The following is a 22,160-nucleotide window of genomic DNA, read 5'->3' as shown; positions in this document are numbered from 1 at the left end:
GCCGGGCGGCCTGCGCCCGAAGACCACCGGCGCTGCCGCCCGACAGCACCCACGGCACCGCCGAACCCGACACCACCGGAGCCACCTCGACGACGGNCCGGCGCTGCCGCCCGACAGCACCCACGGCACCGCCGAACCCGACACCACCGGAGCCACCTCGACGACGGCAGACTCGTCCGCCGCCACCGCCTCGACCGGCGATTCCGCCTGCGCCTCCCCCGGCACCGCCGCGGGAGCCTCCTCCAGGATCAGGTGGGCGTTGGTGCCGCTCACGCCGAAGGACGAGACACCGGCCCGGCGGACGTCCTCGCCGCGCGGCCAGGCCACCGGCTCCGTCAGCAGCGAGACCGCGCCCGCGTCCCAGTCCACGAACGGCGACGGCTCACCCACATGCAGCGTCCGCGGCAGCTCCTCCTGCCGCAACGCCATCACCATCTTGATCACACTGGCCACACCGGACGCAGCCTGCGTGTGACCGATATTGGACTTCAACGAGCCCAGCCGCACCGGCCGCTCCGACGAACGCTCCTGCCCGTACGTGGCAAGCAGCGCCTGCGCCTCGATCGGATCGCCCAGCTTCGTACCGGTGCCATGCGCCTCGACCGCATCCACATCACCCGCGGACAGCCCCGCATTCGCCAGCGCCGCACGAATCACCCGCTGCTGCGACGGACCATTCGGAGCCGTCAACCCACTACTCGCACCATCCTGATTCACCGCCGAACCACGCACCACACCCAACACCCGATGCCCCAACCGCCGAGCATCNGCATTCGCCAGCGCCGCACGAATCACCCGCTGCTGCGACGGACCATTCGGAGCCGTCAACCCACTACTCGCACCATCCTGATTCACCGCCGAACCACGCACCACACCCAACACCCGATGCCCCAACCGCCGAGCATCCGACAACCGCTCCAACACCACCAAACCCACACCCTCGCCCCACGCCGTCCCATCAGCATCGGCGGAGAAGGGCTTGCAGCGGCCGTCGGGGGCGAGGCCTCGCTGGCGGGAGAATTCGACGAACGGGGTGGGGCTGGCCAGCAGGGCGACACCGCCGGCCAGCGCGAGCTCGCACTCGCTCTGCCGCAGCGCCTGGACCGCCAGGTGCAGCGCGACCAGCGACGACGAACACGCGGTGTCCACCGACACCGCAGGACCCTCGAAGCCGAACGAATACGACACCCGCCCCGACAGCACACTCGCCAGGTTGCCGGTGAGGGTGTAACCCTCGACGATCTCCGGCACGTGATCGAGGTCAGGGATGTACGCCGAGGTGGACGCGCCGACGAAGACACCCGTCCGGCTGCCCTTCAGCGCCGCCGGGTCCAGGCCCGCACGCTCCAGCACCTCCCAGGAGACCTCAAGCAACAACCGCTGCTGCGGATCCATCGCCAACGCCTCACGCGGCGAGATCCCGAAAAACTCCGCATCGAACCCCGCCACATCGTCCAGGAAGCCGCCGCGCCGGGCGTAGGACTTTCCCGTCCGCTCGGGGTCCGGGTCGTACAGGTCCTCCGGCCACCCGCGGTCCGTGGGGAAGTCCGTGGTGGCGTCGGTCTCCCCCGCGACCAGCTCCCACAGCTGCTCGGGCGACTGCACACCGCCGGGGAAGCGGCAGGCCATGCCGACGACGGCGATCGGTTCCAGCATGCTGGACTCGACCTCGTGAAGGCGGCGACGGGTCCTGTGCAGGTCCGCAGTCACTCGCCGAAGGTATTCAACGGTCTTCTGCTCGTCCGCCATCTGGATCGTTCCAGCCTTCCTGGATGTCCCGGCCGTCCGGGCCGGCGATACGTTGTCGTGCTGCGAGGTGGGGTGGAGAAGTGGCCGTGAGGGATGGCCGTACGTGCTCAAGTCACTTGCAATGGCCAGTAGTTAAGGCCTCATCAGGCCCTTCAGCATCGTGCCGAGAATGCGTACGCCCCCTTGGGAGAGCACGGATTCCGCGTGGAACTGCATGGAGGCGAAGTGCGGCCCGCGCAGGGCGAACACCTCTTCCGTCGCGCGGTCGCGGCTGACCTCGACGATGCCCACGCCCGGGCAGTCGACCTTGTCGTCGCGGCTCAGCGCGGTGAAGGTGTTGTAGAAGCCGACGCGCTCCGGCTCGCCGAAGAGGTCCACCTCGCGCTGGAGTCCCTGGTTGACCACGGCACAGCGGGCGACCGTCAGGCCGAGTGCCCGGCAGAGGACCTGGTGACTGAGGCAGACGGCGAGGAACGGCCGGCGTCCGGCCAGCAGGGTTCGTACCGCGCCACGCAGGTGCGCGATCTTCCCGCTCTCGTCGTCGTGAGGGTCACCGGGCCCCGGTCCCATGACGACGAGGTCGTGTTCGCCGAACCGGTAGTCCTCGTCGAAGCGACGAACCGTCACCTCCAGCCCCAGGGCGCTCAGTTGATGGCTGAGCATCCCGGTGAAGGTGTCCTCGGCGTCCACCACCAGTGCCGTGCGGCCCAGGAGTTCAGCCACTGTCCGGGTCCGTTCGGCGTCCTCGCCGAGCCAGAACGGGGCGATGGTTCCGTTCCGGGCCGACAGGGCGCGGCGGATCTCGGGGTGGTCCGCGAAGCGGGTGCCGGCTTCGGAGTCCAGGGCGGCGAGGAGGCCGGAGGCCTTGGCGCGGGTCTCCGCGACCTCGGCGTACGGGTCGGAGTGGCGGACCAGTGTGGCACCGGTGCCGATCCGCATCGTCCCCGTCCGGTCGATGTCGGCGGTCCGGATGAGGATCGACGAGTCGAGGACGTCGCGGCCCTCCCGGTCGTGCCCGATGAGCGCCATGACGCCGCTGTAGTACCCGCGCCCTTCCGGCTCGTGGCGGCGGATGACGCGGCAGGCGCTCTCCAGCGGGCTGCCGGTCACGGTGGGGGCGAACATGGTCTCGCGCAGGACGTCGCGCACGTCCCGGTCGCTGCGGCCCTCGATGAAGTACTCGGTGTGCGCGAGCCGGGCCATCTCCCGCAGGTGGGGGCCGCGGACCCGGCCGCCCTCGGGGCAGATCCCGGCCATCATCTTGAGCTCTTCGTCCAGGACCATATAGAGCTCTTCGGTCTCCTTCCGGTCGGCGATGAACTCCTTCATCCCCGCCAGGGTGGGACCGGACTCCGGGTAGCGGTAGGTGCCGCTGATGGGATTCATCACCGCGGTGCCCCGGTCCAGGGTGATGTGCCGTTCCGGGGTGGCGCCGACGAAGGTGCGGTCGCCGGTGTGGACGACGAACGTCCAGTAGGCGCCCGATTCCCGCTCCAGCAGGCGCCGGAAGACCACGAGCGCGGTGTGCGGCGTGTAGTCGGAGATCTCGGCGACGAAGGAGCGCCGGATGACGAAGTTGGCGCCTTCGCCGGTGCCGATCTCGTCCTCGATGACGCTGCGGACGATCTCCGCGTAGGCGGCGTCGTCGGTGTCGAAGTGTCCGCCGGTGAGCCGGACCGGGGCGTCGGCGATGCGGGCCGTGAGGTCGGCGACCGGGACGGTGGCGTGCTCCCCGACGGCCATCGCGATCAGCGGCGCCCCGTCGTCGACGCACGCGTATCCGCGCTCGGCGATCTGCCGGTAGGGGACGATCGCGAGCACGTCGTGGCCCGCCCGTCCCGGGACGGGCGGGCGGACCGGGAGGTCGGCCAGGGTCTCGTGGTGGGTCACTTCGCCGGTCATGACGTCGAGCCGGTCGCGGCCCGTCGCCTCGGGACGGTGGAGAACCGCGAAGGCGGGCGGGTCGGCCGCCAGGATCCGGTCGATCAGCCGGTCGGCTGCGACCGGGGACGCGGTGTCCGGGCCGGTACCGGAGTTGGCGCTGTGGTCCGTCATGACAAGCCTCCCTGCCTGCCCGTGGCCCCGCCGACGAGCGGTTCCGCNCCGGTCGATCAGCCGGTCGGCTGCGACCGGGGACGCGGTGTCCGGGCCGGTACCGGAGTTGGCGCTGTGGTCCGTCATGACAAGCCTCCCTGCCTGCCCGTGGCCCCGCCGACGAGCGGTTCCGCCGTCGGCGGCTCCTGAAGCGCGTCCAGCACCTCGGCCGTGGTGAGGACCATGGCGCAGCGGCCGGCCGCGTACTCCAGGGCCATGCGGTGCTGCTCGGCGGAGAAGTCGGCGACGGCGTCGGCGACGAGGAAGGTCCGGATGTCGTTGGTGTAGGCCTCGACGGCGGTCATGAGCACGCCGACGTGTGCGTAGACGCCGCAGACGACGAGCTGGTCGCGGCCTTCGGCGCGCATCAGGTCCAGCAGGCCGGAGCGGAAGAAGGCGCTGTAGCGCCACTTGGTGAAGGTCCAGTCGCCCGGCTCCGGTGCCAGGCGGTCCTCGACTTCGCGGTCGGCCGGCTCGGGGGTCATGCCGGGTCCCCAGAAGTCCATGAGGAGTCCGCGCTGTTCCTCGGTCATGCCGCCGGGCTGTGCGGTGTAGGCCACGCGCATGCCGGCGTCGGCGCAGGCGCGGCGCAGTGCGGCCGAGTTGTCCACCAGGGCGTCGCGCGGGCTACCGGCCGGGAAGGCCTTCAGGAAGTAGCGCTGCATGTCGTGGACGAGGAGGACGGCCCGGCGGGGGTCGACGGTCCACCGGGCGGTGTTGTCGGGCAGGTCGTCCCGCACCGGCATGGAGTAGGGCGTGATGGGGGGTATGCCAGGCATGGTTCGGCCGTTTCCTCCGGGACTTCCGCTGGTTCTTCCGCTGGGACTTCCGCTGGTTCTTCCAGGCTTCCACCGGTCTCCGGTGACCCTCGAGTTCCGCCGGTCTCCGGCGTCGGCGCCGGCGCCGGCCTCTGATCGTGGCGCCGGTTCGGGCAGCCGCCGGGGCGGCGCCGGCCGTCAGGCGCGCCAGGTCGAGACGACGGACGCCGACTGGGCGGGGTTGAGGCGCGGATCGCACAGGGTGGTGTACTTCTCCTCGACCCGGTCGAGGTCGTTCTCGTTGAGCACGCACTCGGTGACGGCGTCGGGGGTCACTTCGAGGTGCAGTCCGCCCGCCACGCCGTTGAACGCCGAGACGGCGCACTGGAATTGCTCGGTCTCCCGGAGCACCGACTTCAGGTAGCGGGTCTTCATGCCCGACGGCGTGGTGAGCGTGTTGCCGTGCATGGGGTCGCACAGCCAGATGACGGGGTGCCCGGCGGCGCGTACGGCCTGGACGAGTTCGGGCAGCCGTTCGGCCACGGCGGTGGCGCCCATGCGGGCGATGAGGGTGAGGCGGCCGGGTTCCCGGTGGGGGTCGAGCACGGCGCAGAGGCCGACGAGGTCGCCGGCCGTCATGGCGGGGCCGACCTTGCAGGCGACCGGGTTGGTGATGGCGGCGAGCAGCGCGACGTGGGCGCCGTCGAGCTGGTGGGTCCGGTTGCCGATCCACGGCCAGTGGGTGGAGGCGAGGTACAGCCGGCCTTCGTCGTCGTGGCGCAGGAACGGCACCTCGTAGTCGAGGACGAGTGCCTCGTGGCTGGTCCAGACGTGCGGCCCGGTGTCCCGCTGCCGGTCCTCGCCCTGCCAGCCGAGGTGCTTCATCACCTGGCTCGCGGCCCGGTAGCAGGAGAGCATCCGGACCGGGTCCGGCTCGCGGACCAGCGGGTCGGGCTCGGGGCCGTTCACCATGTGCCCCCGGTAGACGGGGAGTTCGACCCCGGCGACCTGTTCGGTGGGGCGTGAGCGCGGCTTGGCGTACTGGCCGCCGACGCGGCCGACGCGCAGCACGGGCCGGTGTGTGGTCATCCGCATCGTGCCCGCCAGGATGTCCAGCAGGCCCGCCTTGCGGGCCATGGAGTCGGCGGTGCACTCGGCCGGGTCCTCGGCGCAGTCCCCGGCCTGGATCACATGGGACTCGCCCGCGGCCACGCGGGCGAGCAGTGATCTGAGTACGGCGATGTCGGACGGTGTCGTCAGTCCCGGTGAATTCGCGAGTTCCTCGCGTACCAGGTGGAGTTGCGACCGGTCTCCCCAATCGGGTTGTTGCAGGGCGGGCTTCCCTTCGAGAAACGGCGCCCTTTCGAGAAACGGCCGGCTGCGGGTCCCCCGCTGCATCCCAGGCTCTCCTCGTGCGTCACGCCGGTGGTCCATGAAATCGCGCCGGCTTTTCGAGGTGTCGTTTGGCCCCCATCGTGGGCCGGTGGGGCATGACTGAGAACCCCTAAACCCCGGCGGGACCCCCGGCCCGGGCTAGGGGACTCCCCCTTACGCCGGGGCTGTGGCCTGCCCTCGTACCGGGGTCGCGGGCCGGTGGCGGCGCGGCCGGGCCCGCAGGGAGTTCTTAGGGGGTGACACTCGGGACGCTCGCTCACTAGCCTGTCCGGGCAGGACGGCCGTCAATCGGAAACCGCCACAACGGCTCTCGCCGAGTTCCACGTCGGTTTGCGTCGTCCGACCGCGTACCGCCTTTCCCATGGGCGGTCGGCGTGGGTTTCCAGACCGTTGCAGCACCCCTCACGATGAGGCACGAATCGCTATGGATTTTGGCATTGCCGCGGCACAGCGGGACCGCTCCGAGAGAATTCTGCGGGAGGTGGCCGACCATTGGAAGGGAAGCCGGGCCTCGGCCGATGCCGAGGTGGCCCGCGCACATTTCAAGGCCGCCGGAAGAATGGGGCTGACGGGTCTGTGTCTGCCGGTGGAGGCGGGCGGGGGTGACCTGTCCGCGCTGGACACCGCGCTCTGTCTGGAGGCCTTCGGCCGGGCCTGCCCGGACACCGGTTTCGCGTTCGCGGTAGCCGCCCATCTCCTGGCGTGCGCCGTTCCCGTCCGGGACTTCGCCTCGGACGAGGTGCGCGACCGGCTGCTCGCGGGGCTGGCGTCCGGGGAGCTGATCGCGGCCAACGCCATGACCGAGGACGACGCGGGGTCCGACACCGGGAACATGAGCGTCACCGCCCGTCCCGACGGTGACGGCTATGTGCTCGACGGCGAGAAGTCGTGGGCGAGCAACGCCCCCGTCGCCGGTCTCGTCGTCACCTACGCCGTCACCGATCCCCGGGCCGGCTTCCTCGGGGTCTCCGCCTTCGCGGTCCCCACCGATCTGCCCGGGGTCGGGCTGGGCGATCCCCTGCCCAAGATGGGACTGACGGGCTGTCCGGCCGGCCGGGTGCGGTTCGACAACTGCCGTGTTCCCGCCGAGTACCTGCTGGGCGAGGAGGGCCAGGGCGCGGCCGTCTTCCAGCACTCCATGGCGTGGGAGCGCGCCTGCCTGTTCGGCATCTACCTGGGTGTGATGGAACGTCAGCTCGCCGAATGCGTCGAACATGCCGACAAGCGGCGGCAGTTCGGTCAGCGCATCGGCGAGTTCCAGGCCGTCTCCCATCGCCTCGCCACAATGAAGCAGCGTCTGGAGGCGGCCCGTTGGCTGCTGTACCGGGCCTGCTGGCAGCTGGACCAGGACCCGTACGAGAAGGGCGCGGCCGCCCTGTCGAAGATCGCGGTCTCCGAGGCCGCGGTGGCGAACTCCCTCGACGCCGTACAGATCCTCGGCGGCAGGGGCTATCTCCACGGAAGCGCCGAGGAGCAGCTGCGGGACGCCGTGCCCAGCACCCTGTTCTCGGGCACCACGGAGATCCAGCGGGACGTGATCGCACGGGAGCTGGGACTGTGACCCTTCATCAGCTGGTCAGGAAGTCGGCCGCCGAGCACCCGGGGCGGACGGCCGTGGCGGCCCCGGAGGGGGACCTCACCTACGGGGAGCTCGACCGACACGCCGACGCCCTCGCGCACCGGCTGCGCGCGCTCGGCGTGGGCCGCGGGGACCGCGTGATCATCTGGGCGGAGAAGTCGGCGCGGGTCGTGGTGGCGATGCAGGCGGTGCTCCGGCTGGGCGCGGCCTATGTGCCCGCCGACGGCTCGGCTCCGCTGGAGCGGGTCGCGGGTCTGGCGGAGAACTGCTCCGCCGCGGCCGTGCTGACCACCGAGGACCGGTTCGGCGCGGTGTCGGAGCGGCTGCGCGCCTCGTCCGTGCCCTGTCGCGACCTGGCCGAGGACGGCACCGACGACACCGCCGCCGGCCCGGTCGACGAGCCTGCGGAGCTGGACGACCTCGCGTACATCCTCTACACCTCCGGTTCGACCGGGACGCCCAAGGGCGTCTGCATCAGCCACCGCAACGCCCTCGCCTTCGTGAAGTGGGCGGTGGGGTCGCTGGGCGCCGGGCCCGAGGACCGGTTCTCCAGCCACGCGCCGTTCCACTTCGACCTGTCGGTGCTCGACCTGTACGCGGCGTTCTCGGTCGGCGCCTCCGTCCACCTGGTCCCCGCCGAGCTCGCCTACGCGCCGTCCCAGCTGGTGGAGTTCCTGTACGGGCAGGGGATCACCATCTGGTACTCGGTGCCGTCCGCGCTGATCCTGATGGTGCGCGAGGGCGGTCTGCTCGACCGTCCGGCGCCGGACGGTCTGCGGGCGGTGCTCTTCGCGGGCGAGCCGTTCCCGGTCCCGCACGTCCGGGCACTGGCCGCGTGGACGTCGGCCCGGCTGCTGAACCTCTACGGGCCGACCGAGACGAACGTATGCACCTTCCGTGAGGTCACCGAGGACGATCTGCGGCGCGACCGCCCTGTCCCGATCGGGGCGGCCTGCTCGGGCGACCTGGCGTGGGCGCTGCGCGCCGACGGCGGGACGGCCGGTCCCGGTGAGGAGGGCGAGCTGTGGGTCTCCGGGCCCACGGTGATGCTGGGCTACTGGGGGGCGGAGCCGCACCGGGGCCCGTACTCCACCGGGGACCTCGTGAAGGTGCTGCCGGACGGCGCCTTCGACTACGTGGGCCGGCGCGACCACATGGTGAAGATCCGGGGGCACCGGATCGAGCTGGGCGAGGTGGAGGCGGCGCTCGCCTCCCACCCGGGCGTGGCGGAGGCGGCGGCCCTCGTGGTGGGCGGCGGCATGGAGGCCCGCCTGGTGGCCTGGGTGGTGCCCCGGCCCGGTCACGAGCCCGGGGCGCTGGAGCTTCGCGGGCACTGCGCGCGGCGGCTGCCGCGCTACATGCTCGCCGAGGACCTGCGGATGACGGCGAGTCTGCCGCGCACCCGCAACGGAAAGATCGACCGCGCCGCGCTCGGCGCCCGGCTCCAGGAGTCCCCGTCCGGGGAGAGCGCGGCCGACGGGGGCGGAGCCCCCCACCGGAAGGAATGAGACCGATGGCCCAGGACCAGACAGCCGGGACCGACGAGATCGAGGCGAAGATCACCGCCTTCATCCGCGAGCGCTTCCTCGACGGAGACCCCAAGGGCGAGCTCGACGGAACCACACCGCTCCTCGAATGGGGCGTGCTCAACTCCGTGCGGACCGTGGTCCTGCTCAACTATGTCCGGACGGAGCTGGGCGTGACCATTCCGCCGCGGAAGCTCAACTCCCGTGATCTGAAGGACGTCCGGAGCATCGCCGCCCTGATCGGCGAGCTCGCCGCCTCGTCCGCCGCCTGACGGCCGGACCCCGAGAACCCGGTATCAGAGAACCAGGAGAGGAAACACCGTCATGACGGAGAGCACCACGGCCCACGAGGCGGGGACGGCGTCGGAGGGCGACGCCAAGGTCGCGGACTACCTGGACAACCACCGGCCGACGGCCCGGCCCGTCAAGGAGAACCACGAGCCCCCGGCCCAGCTCCACCAACTCGACTTCCTGCTGGGCAAGATGGAGGTCACCTTCAACACCGGCGTGCAGATGGTGGCGATGACCGCTCCCATCATGGGCGGCCAGTACTACCAGATGGACCTCCAGGCGACCTACGCGGACGGTTCGCCGAAGCTGGAAGGCAAGTGGATCATCGGGTGGAGCGAGCCCGACCAGCACTTCGAGTCGTACTACGTCGACTCGCTGGGCACCCTCGGCTGGTCCACCTCGCCCGGCTGGCAGGACGGGCACCTGGAGTTCGTCGGCTCGCACGTGCTCGGCGAGGTGGGGGTCCGTTCGAAGTCCAAGGACGCCTACTTCCCCATCGACGACACGCACTTCCGGCTCGACGCCTTCGTCGAGGTCGAGGGCGAGTGGAAGCTGTACGACATCCAGCACTGCACCATCACTCCCCCGTCCGAGCTGTAAGGGCCGACGCCGCGAACGAGCCGCCCCGGCGGCCACCGGCCGACGCCTTCGTCTAGGAGCCGACAGCAGATGCCCGTGACAAACGAAGAGACGCTACAGAAGTACCTCAGGAAGGCGGCGGCCGAACTGCGGCAGGTCCGCAACCGGCTGTCCGCGGAGGAGGCGAAGAACCGGGAACCCATCGCCATCATCGGCATCGGCTGCCGGTTCCCCGGCGGTGTGCGGTCGCCCGAGGACCTGTGGGAGGTGGTGGACTCCGGCCAGGACGTCCTGTCGGGGCTGCCGGTCAACCGCGGGTGGAACCTCGCCGGCCGCATGCCGGAGCTGAGGGGCGGTTTCCTCCACGACGCCGACCGGTTCGACCCGGAGTTCTTCGGGATGACCCCGGCCGAGGCACGGGCGATGGACCCCCAGCAGCGGCTGCTGCTGGAGACGTCCTGGGAGGCGTTCGAGCGCGCGGGCATCGACCCGGTCTCCGCCCGGGAGACCCGTACCGCCGTCTACGCGGGTCTCCAGTTCGGCGGCTATCCGCTGCTGGTGGGCGGCCCGCCGCCGGAGGAGCTGCAGCAGTTCATCGGCTTCGGCAGCTCCTCCGGCGCCGCCACCGGGCGCGTCTCGTACCTGATGGACCTGCTGGGCGGGGCCGTCAGCGTGGACACCCAGTGCACGTCGTCGATCGTGGCCACGCACCTGGCCGTCAAAGCGCTGCGCAACGGCGAGTGCACGCTCGCCCTGGCCGGCGGGGCGTGCGTGATGTCCCTGCCGGTCACCTTCCTCGACTTCCTGCGCCGCAAGAACCTTGCCTCCGACTGCCGTTCGAAGTCGTTCTCGGCCGCCGCCGACGGCGCCAGCCTGTCCGAGGGGGCGGGCATGCTCCTGCTGGAGCGGCTGTCGGACGCGCGCCGCAACGGTCACCGGGTGCTGGCCGTCATCCGCGGTTCCGCGATCAACCAGGACGGTTCCACCAACGGCATGTGGGCGCCGCGCGGGCAGGCCCAGGAGCGGGTGATCCGGCAGGCCCTGGCCGACGCCCGGCTCACCCCGGAGAACGTCGACGTCGTGGAGGGCCACGGCGTGGGCGCGGCCCTGGGCGACGGAGTGGAGGCCCGGGCGGTCATCTCGACCTACGGCCGGGAGCACTCCGCGGACGAGCCGGTCCGGCTCGGCTCCGTGAAGTCCACCATCGGCCACACCCAGACCGTCGGTGCCCTGGCCGGCATCATCAAGATGGTCATGGCCATGCAGCACGAGCGGATACCGAAGACGCTGCACGTGGACCGGCCCACCCCGCACGCGGACTGGTCCGCCGGCACGGTGCGGCTGGCCACCGAGTCGGAGCCCTGGCCGAAGGGCGAACGGATCCGCCGGGCGGGCGTGACCTGCCTGACGCTGAGCGGCACCAACGCCCACCTCGTCCTGGAGGAGGCCCCGGCCGAGGAGCCCGCCGAGCGGCCCGCGGCCACCGTCCGCCCGGACGGTCCGGTCCCCTGGATCATCTCGGCGAAGTCCCCCGAGGCGCTGCGTCATCAGGCCGCCCGGGTGCGCGAGACGTGCGCCGAGGCGGACGTCCACGACGTCGGTGCCGCCCTGCACACCACCCGCCCCTCCTTCCCGCACCGCGCGGTGGTCGTCGGCCGGGACCGGCAGGAGCTGCTGGCCGGGCTCGACGCCCTGTCCCGGGACGGCGCCGCGGCCAACCTGGTCCGGGGCACCGCGGAGAGCCGCGGCAGGACGGCTCTGGTCTTCTCGGGCGACGGCCGCGAACAGCCGGGCGCCGGACGTGAGTTGTACGCCGCGTTCCCGGCCTTCGCACGCGCCCTGGACGAGGTCTGCGCCGAACTCGATGCCGTTCTCGCGACGTCGGGGAAGGCCGAAGGATCCCGCCCGCTGCGCGAGCTGATGCTGGACCCCGCGGGACGGTACGGGTCGCCGCGCGTCGCCCGGGCCGCGCGCTTCGCGTTCGGCGTCGCGCTCCACCGGCTCGTGGACGCCTTCGGCGTCACCGCCGAGTACGTGACCGGGCTCGGCGTCGGCGAGGTCGCCGCCGCGCACGCCGCGGGGGTGCTCGGCCTCGCCGACGCCTGTGCGCTGGCACTCGCCCCGAACGGTCCGGGCGAGGTCCCGGCCGACGGCGCGTCGGTGTGGATCCAGGCCACGGAGGACGAACTCCTCGCGGGCCCCGGGCTGGGAGGGCCGGAGGCCCGGGCCGGGATCGCCGCGGTGAACGAGCCCGGGGGCACTGTCGTTTCCGGCGACCGCGAGCGGGTCCGGGAGATCGCGGACCACTGGCGGGCACGCGGCAGGGCCACAGGACCGCTCGCTCCCGCCCGGCCCACCTCCGTCGGCTGCCGGCCGGGCACGTCGGCGGGCGCACTGGAGCGCGTCGTGGACAGGATCGCCTTCACCGAGGCCGCGATACCGTTCGTCTCCGGGCTGGACGGCACGGTCGTCCCCGCGGAGCGGCTGCGGACCCCGGAGTACTGGGCGGACCACTCCCGCAGACCCACCAGATTCCTGGCCGCCGCCACGCGGCTGCGCGACAACGGCGTCACCCGCTTCCTCGAACTGGGCCCGGACGCCGCGCTGACCGCCCTCGCCCAGCGCTGCGTCGCCGCCCACGGCGGCGCGGGCCAGCCGGTGCTCCTCGTCGGCGCCCAGGGCGGTGCCGACGAGGCCGGGGCGCTGCTCACCGCGGTCGGCGCCCTGCACGCGGACGGCGTCGCGGTGGACTGGGCCCCCGCGTTCGAGGGCCACCGGCCCGCCCACGTGGACCTGCCCACCTCCCCCTTCCAGTACCAGCGGTACTGGCTGGTCCCGCCGGACGGCAGCTCCCCGGACCCGGCCGGGCCCGCGGCCGCCCACCCGCTGCTGGGCACGCCGCTGGAGCTGGCCGACCCGGCCGGGCAGTGGTTCACCCAGAGCCTCACCGGCCCCGACGGGCCACTGCCGGTCCGGGTGCACGGCACCCCGGTGCTCTCCCCCGGCGTCCTGGCCGACTGGGCGCTGGCCGCCGCGGGCATACAAACCCCCGGCACCCTTTGGGGAGTTGAGCTGCACAAGGTGGCGGCGTTCCCCACCGCCGGGCCACTGCCCCTGCAGACGCTGCGGGGCGGCGACGGCTCCCTGGTGCGCGGCTTCGCCCGCACCGGGAGCGCATGGGAGCCGCTGGTGAGCGTGGCGGCCGCGGAGCCGGCCGGGCGCGCCCCGGACGGACCGGCCGATCCGGCGTCGCTCGCCTCCGGTCTTACGGAGCGGCCCGTCGCGGCCTGGTACGCCCGGCTGTGGCGGCAGGGCGTCGAGCACGACCGCGGAGCGGCGGAGGTCACCGGCCTGTGGGGCGGTACCGACGAGGTCGTCGCGCAGGTGCGCCGCGGGGCCGGCGGTACGCCGTCCTGGGCTCCGGTCCTCGACGCGGCCTTCGCCCTCGCCTCGACGATCGGCGACCGGTGCCTGACCCCCCGCGCCGTGGAACGGCTCACCGTCCACGGCGAACTGCCCGACGCGGTGTGGGTGCACGCCCGCCGCCACGCCGACGGATCCGTCGGCGTACGGCTGGTGTCGGAGGCGGGGCAGGCGGTGGCGACGGTCGAGGGGCTCGCCCTGCGGCCGATATCGGAGGACGAGAGCGCGTCGCTGGCAGCGGCCCCGCTGCGGCGGCACGAACTGGTCTGGCAGCCCCTGGCGGACGGCTCGCGCGTCCCGACCATCCCGGTTCCCGAAGGGAGTTGGCTGGTCTACGCGGCCGACGCCGAGCGGGCCCGGGAGTGGCGGACGCAGCTGTTGCTGGACGGCATCCCCGCGCTGGCCGTCGTCCCGGGCTCCGGCACGGCGGACGAGGACCCCGACACACTGTTCTTCGCCCCGGACCGGGCGGACGGCCCGGAGCAGGTGTGGGCCGAACTCCGGCGCCGCGGAAAGACGGTGGCGGGGCTCCTCTTCCACGGCGGCGACGCCAGTGCCGACGCGGAGGGGCTGCTCGACGGGGCCTGGACGGCGGGCCGCGACGGGTTCACGTTCCTCCGGAACTTCCTGCGCGCGTACGCCGACCGGGCACCGAAGGTCGTCCTGTGCACCACCGGGGCGACCGGGCCCCAATCGCCCGACGCCGGACAGGCACTGCCGCAGACCCTCTTCACCGCCCTGGCCAGGACCATTATCTGGGAGCATCCGCATCTCCCGTGTGTCCAGGCCGACTTGGAGCCGGGTGACGGGCAGGTGACCGCGGGCGGCCTGGTACGGCGCGCGGCGGGGCTGAACGGGTCCGGGCACCTGGCGCTGCGTGACGGCCGCTGGTACACGGCACGGCTCCGGGAGAGCGCGCTTCCCGGTGACGGCGAGGGCGCCGTCAAGATCCGGGAGGGCGTCAGCTACCTCGTCCTGGGCGGCTCGGGCACGGCGGCCTCGGCGGTCGTGGACTGGCTCGCCGGTCAAGGGGCCACGTCCGTGGTCCTGGCCGGCGCCGGAGCCGCGGAGGTCGCCTCCCGCGACGGTGTCCAACTCACCGTGTGGGAAGGCGAGCTCGACGACGCGGCGGCGGTGTCCTCGCTGCTGGAACACGTCGAACGGGGCCTTCCGCCGCTGCGCGGCGTCGTCCACCTCACCAGCCCCATGCCGTCCGCCCCTCTGGACGCCTGGGAGTGGGACGAGTTCCGCGCGGCGCTCGGCCGCGCGGTGCGCGGGCCCTGGCACCTGCACCAACAGACTCTGGAGCTCGACTTCTTCGTCCTCTCCTCCCCCGTCGGCGCGCTCCCCGGCCGCGGTGGCGAGACGGTGGCGGTGGCGGCCGACGCCTTCTTCGAGGCACTGGCCGGACACCGCCGCCACGAGGGCCTGCCCGCGGTGAGCGTCGCCTGGGGGCCCTGGCAGGGCACGGAGCAGGCCGGTACGGCATCGCTCCAGGAGGCGGGCATCCATCCGGCCCCCGCGGATGCGGCGCTGCACGCGCTCGGCCAGGTCCTGGCCGGCGCCGCGCCCCGGGTCGGGCTGGCCCGCGCGGACTGGCGGCGGTACCTCGCGGCGGCGGGCCGGACCGTGCCGTACGCGCCGGTCGAGGCGGCCGACGCGGGCGACGGCGAGGCGACCATGGGGTTCGGCCAGCGCGTGGCGCACGAAGAGCTCGGCTGACAGCGGAGGGCCCGGTGTCCACTCCCCTCCGGGAGCGGGCACCGGGCCCGTTGTACAGCGGTTCGGTCAGACACCAAGTCAGACGCCGAGCGTGGCACCGCCGTCGACCGTGAGGTGCTGCATGGTGATGTGACCGGCCCGGTCGGAAAGCAGGAACACCACCGCGTCCGCGATATCCGTGGGAGTCGCGAGCTTATGCAGCGGAATTCCCACTTTGTAGGAATCCGGTTGTCCCGCAATGGTGTTCCGCGCCCCGTTGTCGTCCTGCCACATGGACCTGAGCATGGGAGTGTCGGTGGACCCGGGTGCCACCAGATTGCAGCGAATTCCGTACCGGGCGACCTCAAGGCCGAGGCTCTTGGTGAACATCGTCGCCGCGGCCTTTGACGCGCAGTAGGCGGCCATACCCGTACGGGGCGTTCCCGCCGCATTGGACGCGACGGTGACGACGGCCCCGGAGGACCGTGGCACCATGCGGTCGACCACCGCCCGGGACATCAGGAAAACACCCGTGGCATTGACCGCGAACGTGTCGTGCCAGTCCTGTTCGCTGAACGTCCTGGCCTCCCCGAGGCGGAGCACCCCCGCGGCGTTGACGAGGTGGTCGATGGGGCCGAGCCGTCGCTCCACCTCGTCGACCAGGGATGCGACCTGGTCGGCGCGGCTGACGTCGACGGCGAACGGGTGCACGTCCAGTCCGTCCGCCACCAGTTTGCCGGCCGTCTCCCGCACGCCGTCCGGGTCCCGGTCGACGGCGGCCACCACCGCGCCCCGCTCCGCGAGCGCCCGGGCCACCTCGGCCCCTATTCCGCCGGCGGCCCCGGTGACCAACGCGATTCTGCCCTGCATCGGAAGTTCCCCTCTTCGGAGACTGATGTCGATTTTTGCCCCAGCCTCGCAGGGGTGTCCCGGCCACGACACCCGTACCCCACCCCTATTGACGGACCGACGGTTACCACGGGCGGATAGGGGCTGACGCGCTCCCTTCCCGTACCTAGCATCGGGCTGCGGCTGCCCGCAGTGAGGAATTCCCGCAACGGCATGTCAGGCTCCCGGACAATCCCATCGGAGGGAATAGATGAACAGCGGTTCCGACAAGGGATCGACGCCCGCCGAAGCAGTGGGGTCCGCCATCGCCATCGTGGGTGTGGGATGCCGTTTCCCCGGCGGCGTACGGAACCTCGACTCCTACGGACGGCTGCTGACGTCCGCCACCGACGTCTTCGCGGACGTGCCCCCGGACCGCTGGGGCGCGGAGTACCACGACGCCGCGGGCGGCCCCGGCACCATCTCCAACCGCAGGGGCGCCTTCCTCGACGACATCGACCGGTTCGACGCCCCCTTCTTCGGGGTGACTCCCCGCGAGGCCGCGCTGCTCGACCCGCAGCAGCGGCTGATCCTCGAAGTGGCCTGGGAGGCGATGACCGATTCCGGGCGGACCCGTGAGGAGTGGAGCGGCACCCGTACCGCTGTGATGTTCGGGCTGCTCGCCAAGGACTACGAGCTCCTGCACGCCCGTACCCTCGGTGTCGAAGGGATCGGTCAGCACCACGTATCCGGGCTGGAGTTCAGCTTCGCGGCAGGGCGCCTGGCCTACACGTTCGACCTCAACGGGCCGGTGTCGGCAGTCAATTCGGCCTGCTCGTCGTCGCTCCTGGCGGTCCATCAGGCGTGTCAGAGTCTGCGGGCGGGCGACTGCGACACGGCCCTCGCCGGTGGCGTGAGCCTGCTCGTCACGCCGGACATCAGCGTCTTCCTCAGCCGTGTCGGTGCCATCTCCCCCACCGGCCGGTGCCGTCCCTTCGACGCCTCGGCCGACGGCATCGTGCGCGGCGAGGGCGCCGGCGTCGTGGTGCTCAAGCGGCTGGCCGACGCCCTGGCCGACGGAGACCGCGTCCACGCCGTCGTCCGCGGCTCGGCCGCCAACAACGACGGCACCAGCATGGGCCTCACCGTGCCCAACTCGCTGGCCCAGGCCTCGCTGCTGGAGACCGCGCTGCGGCGCGCCGGGCTCTCCCCGGCGGACCTGGACTATGTGGAGGCCCACGGCACCGGCACCGCGATCGGTGACGTGATCGAGGTCGACGCCATCGGCGAGGTCTACGGAGCCGGGCGCGACCGCGACAACCCCCTCCTGGTGGGCTCCCACAAGGCCCTGCTGGGCCACATGGACGCGGCGGCCGGGATCGGCGGGCTGCTCAAGGCCACTTGGGCGGTCGGCTCCGGGACGATTCCGCGGCAGCCGCACGTCGACGCCCTCAACCCGGGCGTCAACTGGCGCGACGGCGCCGTCACCGTGCCGGCCGACCACATCGGCATCGACGCCCCGGGCCGCCCGGCCCGGGCCGGAGTGAGCGCCTTCGGCCTCAGCGGCACCAACGTCCATGTGATCGTCGAGGCCCCCGGGACCCCCGCGCCGGAACCCCGGGACGGGGACGCCGCGCACCCCTATGTCCTCCTCGCCTCGTCCACCGGCCCCCGGGGCCTGGCCGAGCAGGTGTCCGGCCTGCGCGAGCTGGCCGCCGGCACGGCCGACGAGGACCTCGCCGACCTCACCGCGTCCACCACGACCCGGCGCACCCACGAGACGCACCGCTTCGCCGTGGTCGCGACCGGCCGGGACGGCATCGTCGAGGCCCTGGAGGACCCGGAGGAGCCCCAGGACGGCGCCTACGCGGGTGTGGTGCCCGACCCGGACAGCGCCCCGCGGCCGGTCTTCGTCTACTCCGGCCAGGGCGGCCAGTGGCCGGGCATGGCCCTGGACCTCTACGCGGGCGACCCGGTCGTCCGCGAAGCCCTCGACGAGTGCGCCGAGTTGATCCGCGCCGAGGCCGGCTGGTCCCTGATCGACGAGATCCGCGACGCGGACCCGGAGACCGGCCTGCAGAAGACCGAGGTCGTCCAGCCGGCCATCTTCGCCGTGCAGGTCGCCATGGGCCGGTGGCTCGCCGCCAAGGGTGTGCGCCCGGGGGCGATCGTGGGCCACAGCCTCGGCGAGGTGGCCGCGGCGCACGCCGCCGGCGCGCTGAGCCTGGAAGCCGCCACCACCCTGATCGTGCGGCGCTCCGAGACGCTGGGGATGGCCTCCGGCCGGGGGCTGATGTACGCGGTCACCGCGGACGAGGAGAGCGTCACCGCCGCCCTCGCCGGGACCGGGCTGCCGGTCACCGTGGTGGCGGTCAACGGCCCGGGCTCGCTGATCGTCGCGGGCGCCGCCGAGCACGTCGGGGAGGCGGCGCGGGCCATGGAGTCGCGCGGCATGCGCTGCCGGCTGCTGCGCGTCGACGCCCCCGCGCACAGCCCGCTCATCGCGGACCTCGGGGACCGCCTGGAATCCGCGCTCTCCGGGCTCCCGTACGGCGCGCCCTCCGTCCGCATGCTGTCGACCGTCGACCCCGACGCCGAGGACACCGTCCACGACGCGGCGTACTGGGTACGGAACTTCACCAGCCCCGTCCGGCTGTGGCCCGCCGTCGACCGGCTGCTCGCCGAGGACGACCACCCGTTCGTCGAGGTGGGCCCGCACCCGGTGCTCGTCCCCTCGCTGACCGAGGCCCAGCGGCACCGCGGGCGGCAGGCGGCGGTCGTCCCGGTGCTCAGCAGGTACGAGCCCGGGCCGGTCGCCGCGCACAAGGCCCTGGCCCGCCTCCACGTGGCCGGTGCCCCAGTGCGGTGGGAAGAGGTCACCGGGCGCCCGCGCCGGTACCGCACCCTCCCGGTGCCGTCCTGGGGCGGGGACCGCTACTGGCTGCCGGGCGTGGAGCGCGGGCAGCAGGTGGGCGGCGGGCGGTCTTCCCGAACCGGAGCCGCTGCCCTTCCGGCGCGCGTCAAGGTCAGCCTGCTGGACGCGAACGACCAGGTCACCGCGGAGCTGTACGCGACGACGGACGGAACGGCTCCCGTCTCCGCCCCCGTCACGGCGGCCGCCGTCCCGGTATCCGCGCCTGCCCCGGCGTCCGTAGCCCCGGCGCCCGCCGTTTCCCCGGTCCCGTCCCGGAAGGCGCCGGCTGCCGCCGCCCGCCCCCGTACCGGTGCGCTGACCGAGCTGGTCACCGCGACGGTGCGCGAGCTGCTGGGGCTCCCGGAGGGCCAGCAACTGGGCCGCCGCCGCGGCCTGTTCGAGCAGGGCCTGGACTCCCTGACGGCGGTGGCGCTGCGCACTCGGCTGGAGCAGGAGCTGGGGGTGACGCTGCCGACCACCATCGTCTTCGAACGGCCGACCATCAGCGGGCTGGCCGAATACCTCGCCGAGGTGGCACCCGCACACCAGCCGGAGGCCGCCCCTGAGCCCGTAGCCGCAGCAGTCGCCGAACCCGCGGGAGCCGTGGAGCCGGCCGCCGGGCCGGGAGACGACGGCATCGCCGTCATCGGCGTCAGCTGCCGCCTCCCCGGCGCCTCGACGCCCCAGGAGTTCTGGGACCTGCTGAGCGCGAAGACCCCGACCGCCACCCCGTTCCCCAAGGACCGGCTGGCCGACCCGATCTGGTCCGAGCTCGGCGACGCGATCCCGATGCACGGCTCCTACCTGGACAACATCGCCGACTTCGACGCGCCCTTCTTCCGCATCTCCCCCCGCGAGGCGAAGCTGCTCGACCCGCAGCAGCGCCTGTTCCTGGAGACCGCGTGGGAGGCCCTGGAGGACGCGGGCTGCCCCGCGCACACCCTGGACGAGCGGCCGGTCGGCGTCTACGCGGGCCTGTCCATGGCGGACTACCAGTACCTCGTCGCCCGCGACATGGAGCCCTCGAAGCTCAACCTCTACCACGGCACCGGAACGTCGTTCGCCGCCCTCGCCGGCCGGCTGTCGTACATCCTCGGCCTGCGCGGCCCCAGCATGACGGTCGACACCGCCTGCTCGGCGTCGCTCACGGCCGTGCACCTCGCCTGCCAGGCCCTGCGCTCCGGCGACTGCGAGGTCGCCGTGGTCGGCGGCGCCAGCGCGATCGTCGCCCCGAGCCCGTTGATGGCCTCCATGGGGGCGAGCGGAGCACTGGCACCCGACGGGCGGTGCAAGGCGTTCGACGAGGACGCCGACGGCTTCGGCTGCGGCGAGGGCGCCGTGGTGCTCGTCCTGAAGCCCGTGTCGGCGGCCGTCCGCGACGGCGACCGCGTCTACGCCGTGCTGCGCGGCAGCGCGGTCAACCAGGACGGGGCGACCGGCGGACTGACCGTGCCCAACCCCGCCGCGCAGGCCGACCTGGTGCGGCGCGCCCTCGCCCGGACCGGCTGGGCCCCGCACGAGGTCGACTACGTCGAGACGCACGGCACCGGCACCCCGCTGGGCGACCCCATCGAGGTCAGGGCGCTGGCGGAGTCCCTCGGGCCGGGCCGTGACCCGGAGCACCCCGTGCTGATCGGCTCCGCGAAGGCCAACGTCGGCCATCTGGGCGCCGCGGCCGGAGCCGTCGGTCTCCTCAAGGTCGTACTCTCCCTCCACCGCGGTGCGCTCCCGCCCCACCTGGTGAACCGGTCGTCCAGCCGCATCGACTGGGACCGGCTCCCGGTCCGGCTGGTGACCGAGGCCCAGGAGTGGCCGCACCGGGACCGTCCGGCGCGGGCCGGCGTCAGCGCGTTCGGCTTCAGCGGCAGCAACGCCCATGTGATGGTCGAGCAGTTCGACCGGAACGCCCCCGCGGCCCCGCAGGGCGCGGCGGACGCCGGGCCGGAGGAGCGGGTGCTGCTGGTCACGGCGGCCACCCCGGCCGCGCTCAAGGACGTGGCGCGGAGGATGGCCGAACGGCTGCGGGCCACGCCCGAGGACGTGGCCGACGTGGTCTTCACCGCCACCCACCGGCGCTCCCTCCTGGACCACCGGCTCGCCGTCGTCGGATCCGACGCCGCCTCGCTCGCCGACGCCCTGGAGGCCCACGCCGACGGGCTGCCGACCCCCTCCGCGTACACCGGCCACGTCGAGAACGGCGAGGAGCAGACCGTCGCGTTCCGGTACGGGACGGAGCTGCCCGACCCCGGAGCCCGGCGCCGCTGGGCCGAGCGTTCCTCCGCGTACGACCGGACCCTGGAGGAGTTCGCCCGCCTGCTGACGGACATCACTGGCTCGGCCTTCGACCCGCGCGGCGAGGCCACACAGGAGCTGCGTGCCGCCCAGGTGTTCTGCCACCAGGCGGCGGCCACCAACGCCCTTCGCGCGCTGGGGATTTCCGCGCACGCGTCGGTCGGCGAGGGCCCGGGCCGGGTCACCGCGGCCTGGGCGTCGGGGCTGCTGTCCGCGGCGGACGGGCTACGGCTTCTGGTCGCCGGTGACGCCGCTGCCGCCCCGGCTCCGGACGCGGACGCGGACGCCATGTGCGACGTGGAGGTGCGGTTCGCGCAGGTCGCGGAGGCACCCGCGTCGGTCGCGGCCGGGCTGTTCGTCGCCGGCTGCCGTCCCGTGGCACCGGAAGGGCTCGTTGCCCCCTCCGGCGGCAAGGTGGTCGGCCTTCCCGGCTACCCCTGGGAGCATCTTCCGTACTGGTACCGCGAGTTCACCGCACCGCAGCCCGTGCCGTGGATGCTCTCCGCCGACACCGAGTCCGCGCTGCGTGAACAGGTCGACCGACTCCGGGAGTTCGTCACTCGGGGCGGTGCGGAGCTGGATCCGGCCGCCGTGGCACAGGCGTTGGCGGAGCGCGCCGTGGGCCGCCACCGGCTGGCGGTCGTCGGCGAGCGCCGCGAGGAGCTGCTGGCCGGGCTCGACAGCACCGCCCATCGCGGTGTGGTGTCGGGTGTGGTGCGTGCGGTGTTGGTGTTTCCGGGGCAGGGCTGGCAGTGGGCCGGGATGGGTGCCGAGCTGCTGGAATGCTCGCAGGTGTTCGCGGCGGTCGTCGACGAGTGCTCGGCGGTCGTCCAGGAGCTGGCCGGCTGGTCCGTGCGCGATGTCCTGACCGGCAACGGGCCCGAGGGCGCGTGGGAGCGCGTGGATGTGGTCCAGCCGGTGATGTTCACCGTGATGGTGGCCCTCGCCCGCCTCTGGGAATCGGTCGGCATCGTTCCGCAGGCGGTGGTGGGTCACTCCCAGGGCGAGATCGCCGCCGCCTGCGTCGCCGG

At 72.9% G+C, this 22,160-nt stretch carries 10 protein-coding genes and 1 pseudogene; 6 read left to right on the top strand and 5 right to left on the bottom strand.

Features of this window, described 5'->3' with window-relative positions; translation table 11 throughout:
* Positions 1-231: 231 nt before the first annotated feature.
* The 4 genes and pseudogenes from HN013_RS30575 to HN013_RS30560 form a co-directional block, all read right to left on the bottom strand.
* A pseudogene (locus tag HN013_RS30575) lies at positions 232-1,749 on the bottom strand (type I polyketide synthase); the annotation flags it as partial.
* Between the two features lie 132 nt (positions 1,750-1,881).
* Entirely contained in the window at positions 1,882-3,804 is a 1,923-nt protein-coding gene (locus HN013_RS30570; RefSeq protein WP_171172010.1) for an anthranilate synthase family protein, read from the bottom strand.
* Positions 3,805-3,926: 122 nt separating this feature from the next.
* Positions 3,927-4,622 (bottom strand): isochorismatase family protein, encoded by a 696-nt coding sequence (locus HN013_RS30565; RefSeq protein ID WP_171172008.1) that lies wholly within the window; start codon positions 4,620-4,622, stop codon positions 3,927-3,929.
* Positions 4,623-4,799: 177 nt separating this feature from the next.
* On the bottom strand, positions 4,800-5,999 hold the full coding sequence (locus tag HN013_RS30560; RefSeq protein WP_171172006.1) for a 3-deoxy-7-phosphoheptulonate synthase: 1,200 nt from the start codon (positions 5,997-5,999) through the stop codon (positions 4,800-4,802).
* A 421-nt stretch (positions 6,000-6,420) separates the two neighbouring features.
* Here HN013_RS30560 and HN013_RS30555 point away from each other — a divergent pair, with 421 nt between their 5' ends.
* The 5 genes from HN013_RS30555 to HN013_RS30535 all read left to right on the top strand — a co-directional run bounded on the left by HN013_RS30555 (position 6,421) and on the right by HN013_RS30535 (position 15,116).
* Entirely contained in the window at positions 6,421-7,557 is a 1,137-nt protein-coding gene (locus HN013_RS30555) for an acyl-CoA dehydrogenase family protein (protein ID WP_171172004.1), read from the top strand.
* Positions 7,554-9,083, top strand: a complete 1,530-nt coding sequence (locus tag HN013_RS30550) for an amino acid adenylation domain-containing protein (protein ID WP_171172002.1) — start codon at positions 7,554-7,556, stop codon at positions 9,081-9,083. The genes HN013_RS30555 and HN013_RS30550 overlap by 4 nt, the downstream gene beginning before the upstream one ends.
* Before the next feature lie 5 nt (positions 9,084-9,088).
* Entirely contained in the window at positions 9,089-9,373 is a 285-nt protein-coding gene (locus HN013_RS30545; protein ID WP_171172000.1) for an acyl carrier protein, read from the top strand.
* A 52-nt stretch (positions 9,374-9,425) separates the two neighbouring features.
* A complete protein-coding gene (locus tag HN013_RS30540) occupies positions 9,426-9,992 on the top strand; it encodes a DUF1579 family protein (RefSeq protein WP_171171999.1) in 567 nt (188 codons plus the stop codon).
* A gap of 69 nt (positions 9,993-10,061) precedes the next feature.
* A complete protein-coding gene (locus HN013_RS30535; RefSeq protein ID WP_171171997.1) occupies positions 10,062-15,116 on the top strand; it encodes a type I polyketide synthase in 5,055 nt (1,684 codons plus the stop codon).
* Positions 15,117-15,194: 78 nt separating this feature from the next.
* Here HN013_RS30535 and HN013_RS30530 read toward each other — a convergent pair whose 3' ends face one another.
* On the bottom strand, positions 15,195-15,965 hold the full coding sequence (locus HN013_RS30530) for a 2,3-dihydro-2,3-dihydroxybenzoate dehydrogenase (protein ID WP_171171995.1): 771 nt from the start codon (positions 15,963-15,965) through the stop codon (positions 15,195-15,197).
* A 229-nt stretch (positions 15,966-16,194) separates the two neighbouring features.
* On the opposite strand from HN013_RS30530, the gene HN013_RS30525 reads away from it, so the two are divergent.
* Positions 16,195-22,160: type I polyketide synthase (locus HN013_RS30525; protein WP_171171994.1), on the top strand; the 5,966-nt coding region annotated here is incomplete at its 3' end.

Origin of the sequence: Streptomyces sp. I05A-00742 (assembly GCF_013055795.1) — a bacterium.
Classification (GTDB): Bacteria; Actinomycetota; Actinomycetes; order Streptomycetales; family Streptomycetaceae; genus Streptomyces.
This window is presented reverse-complemented; position numbering and strand designations above follow the sequence as displayed.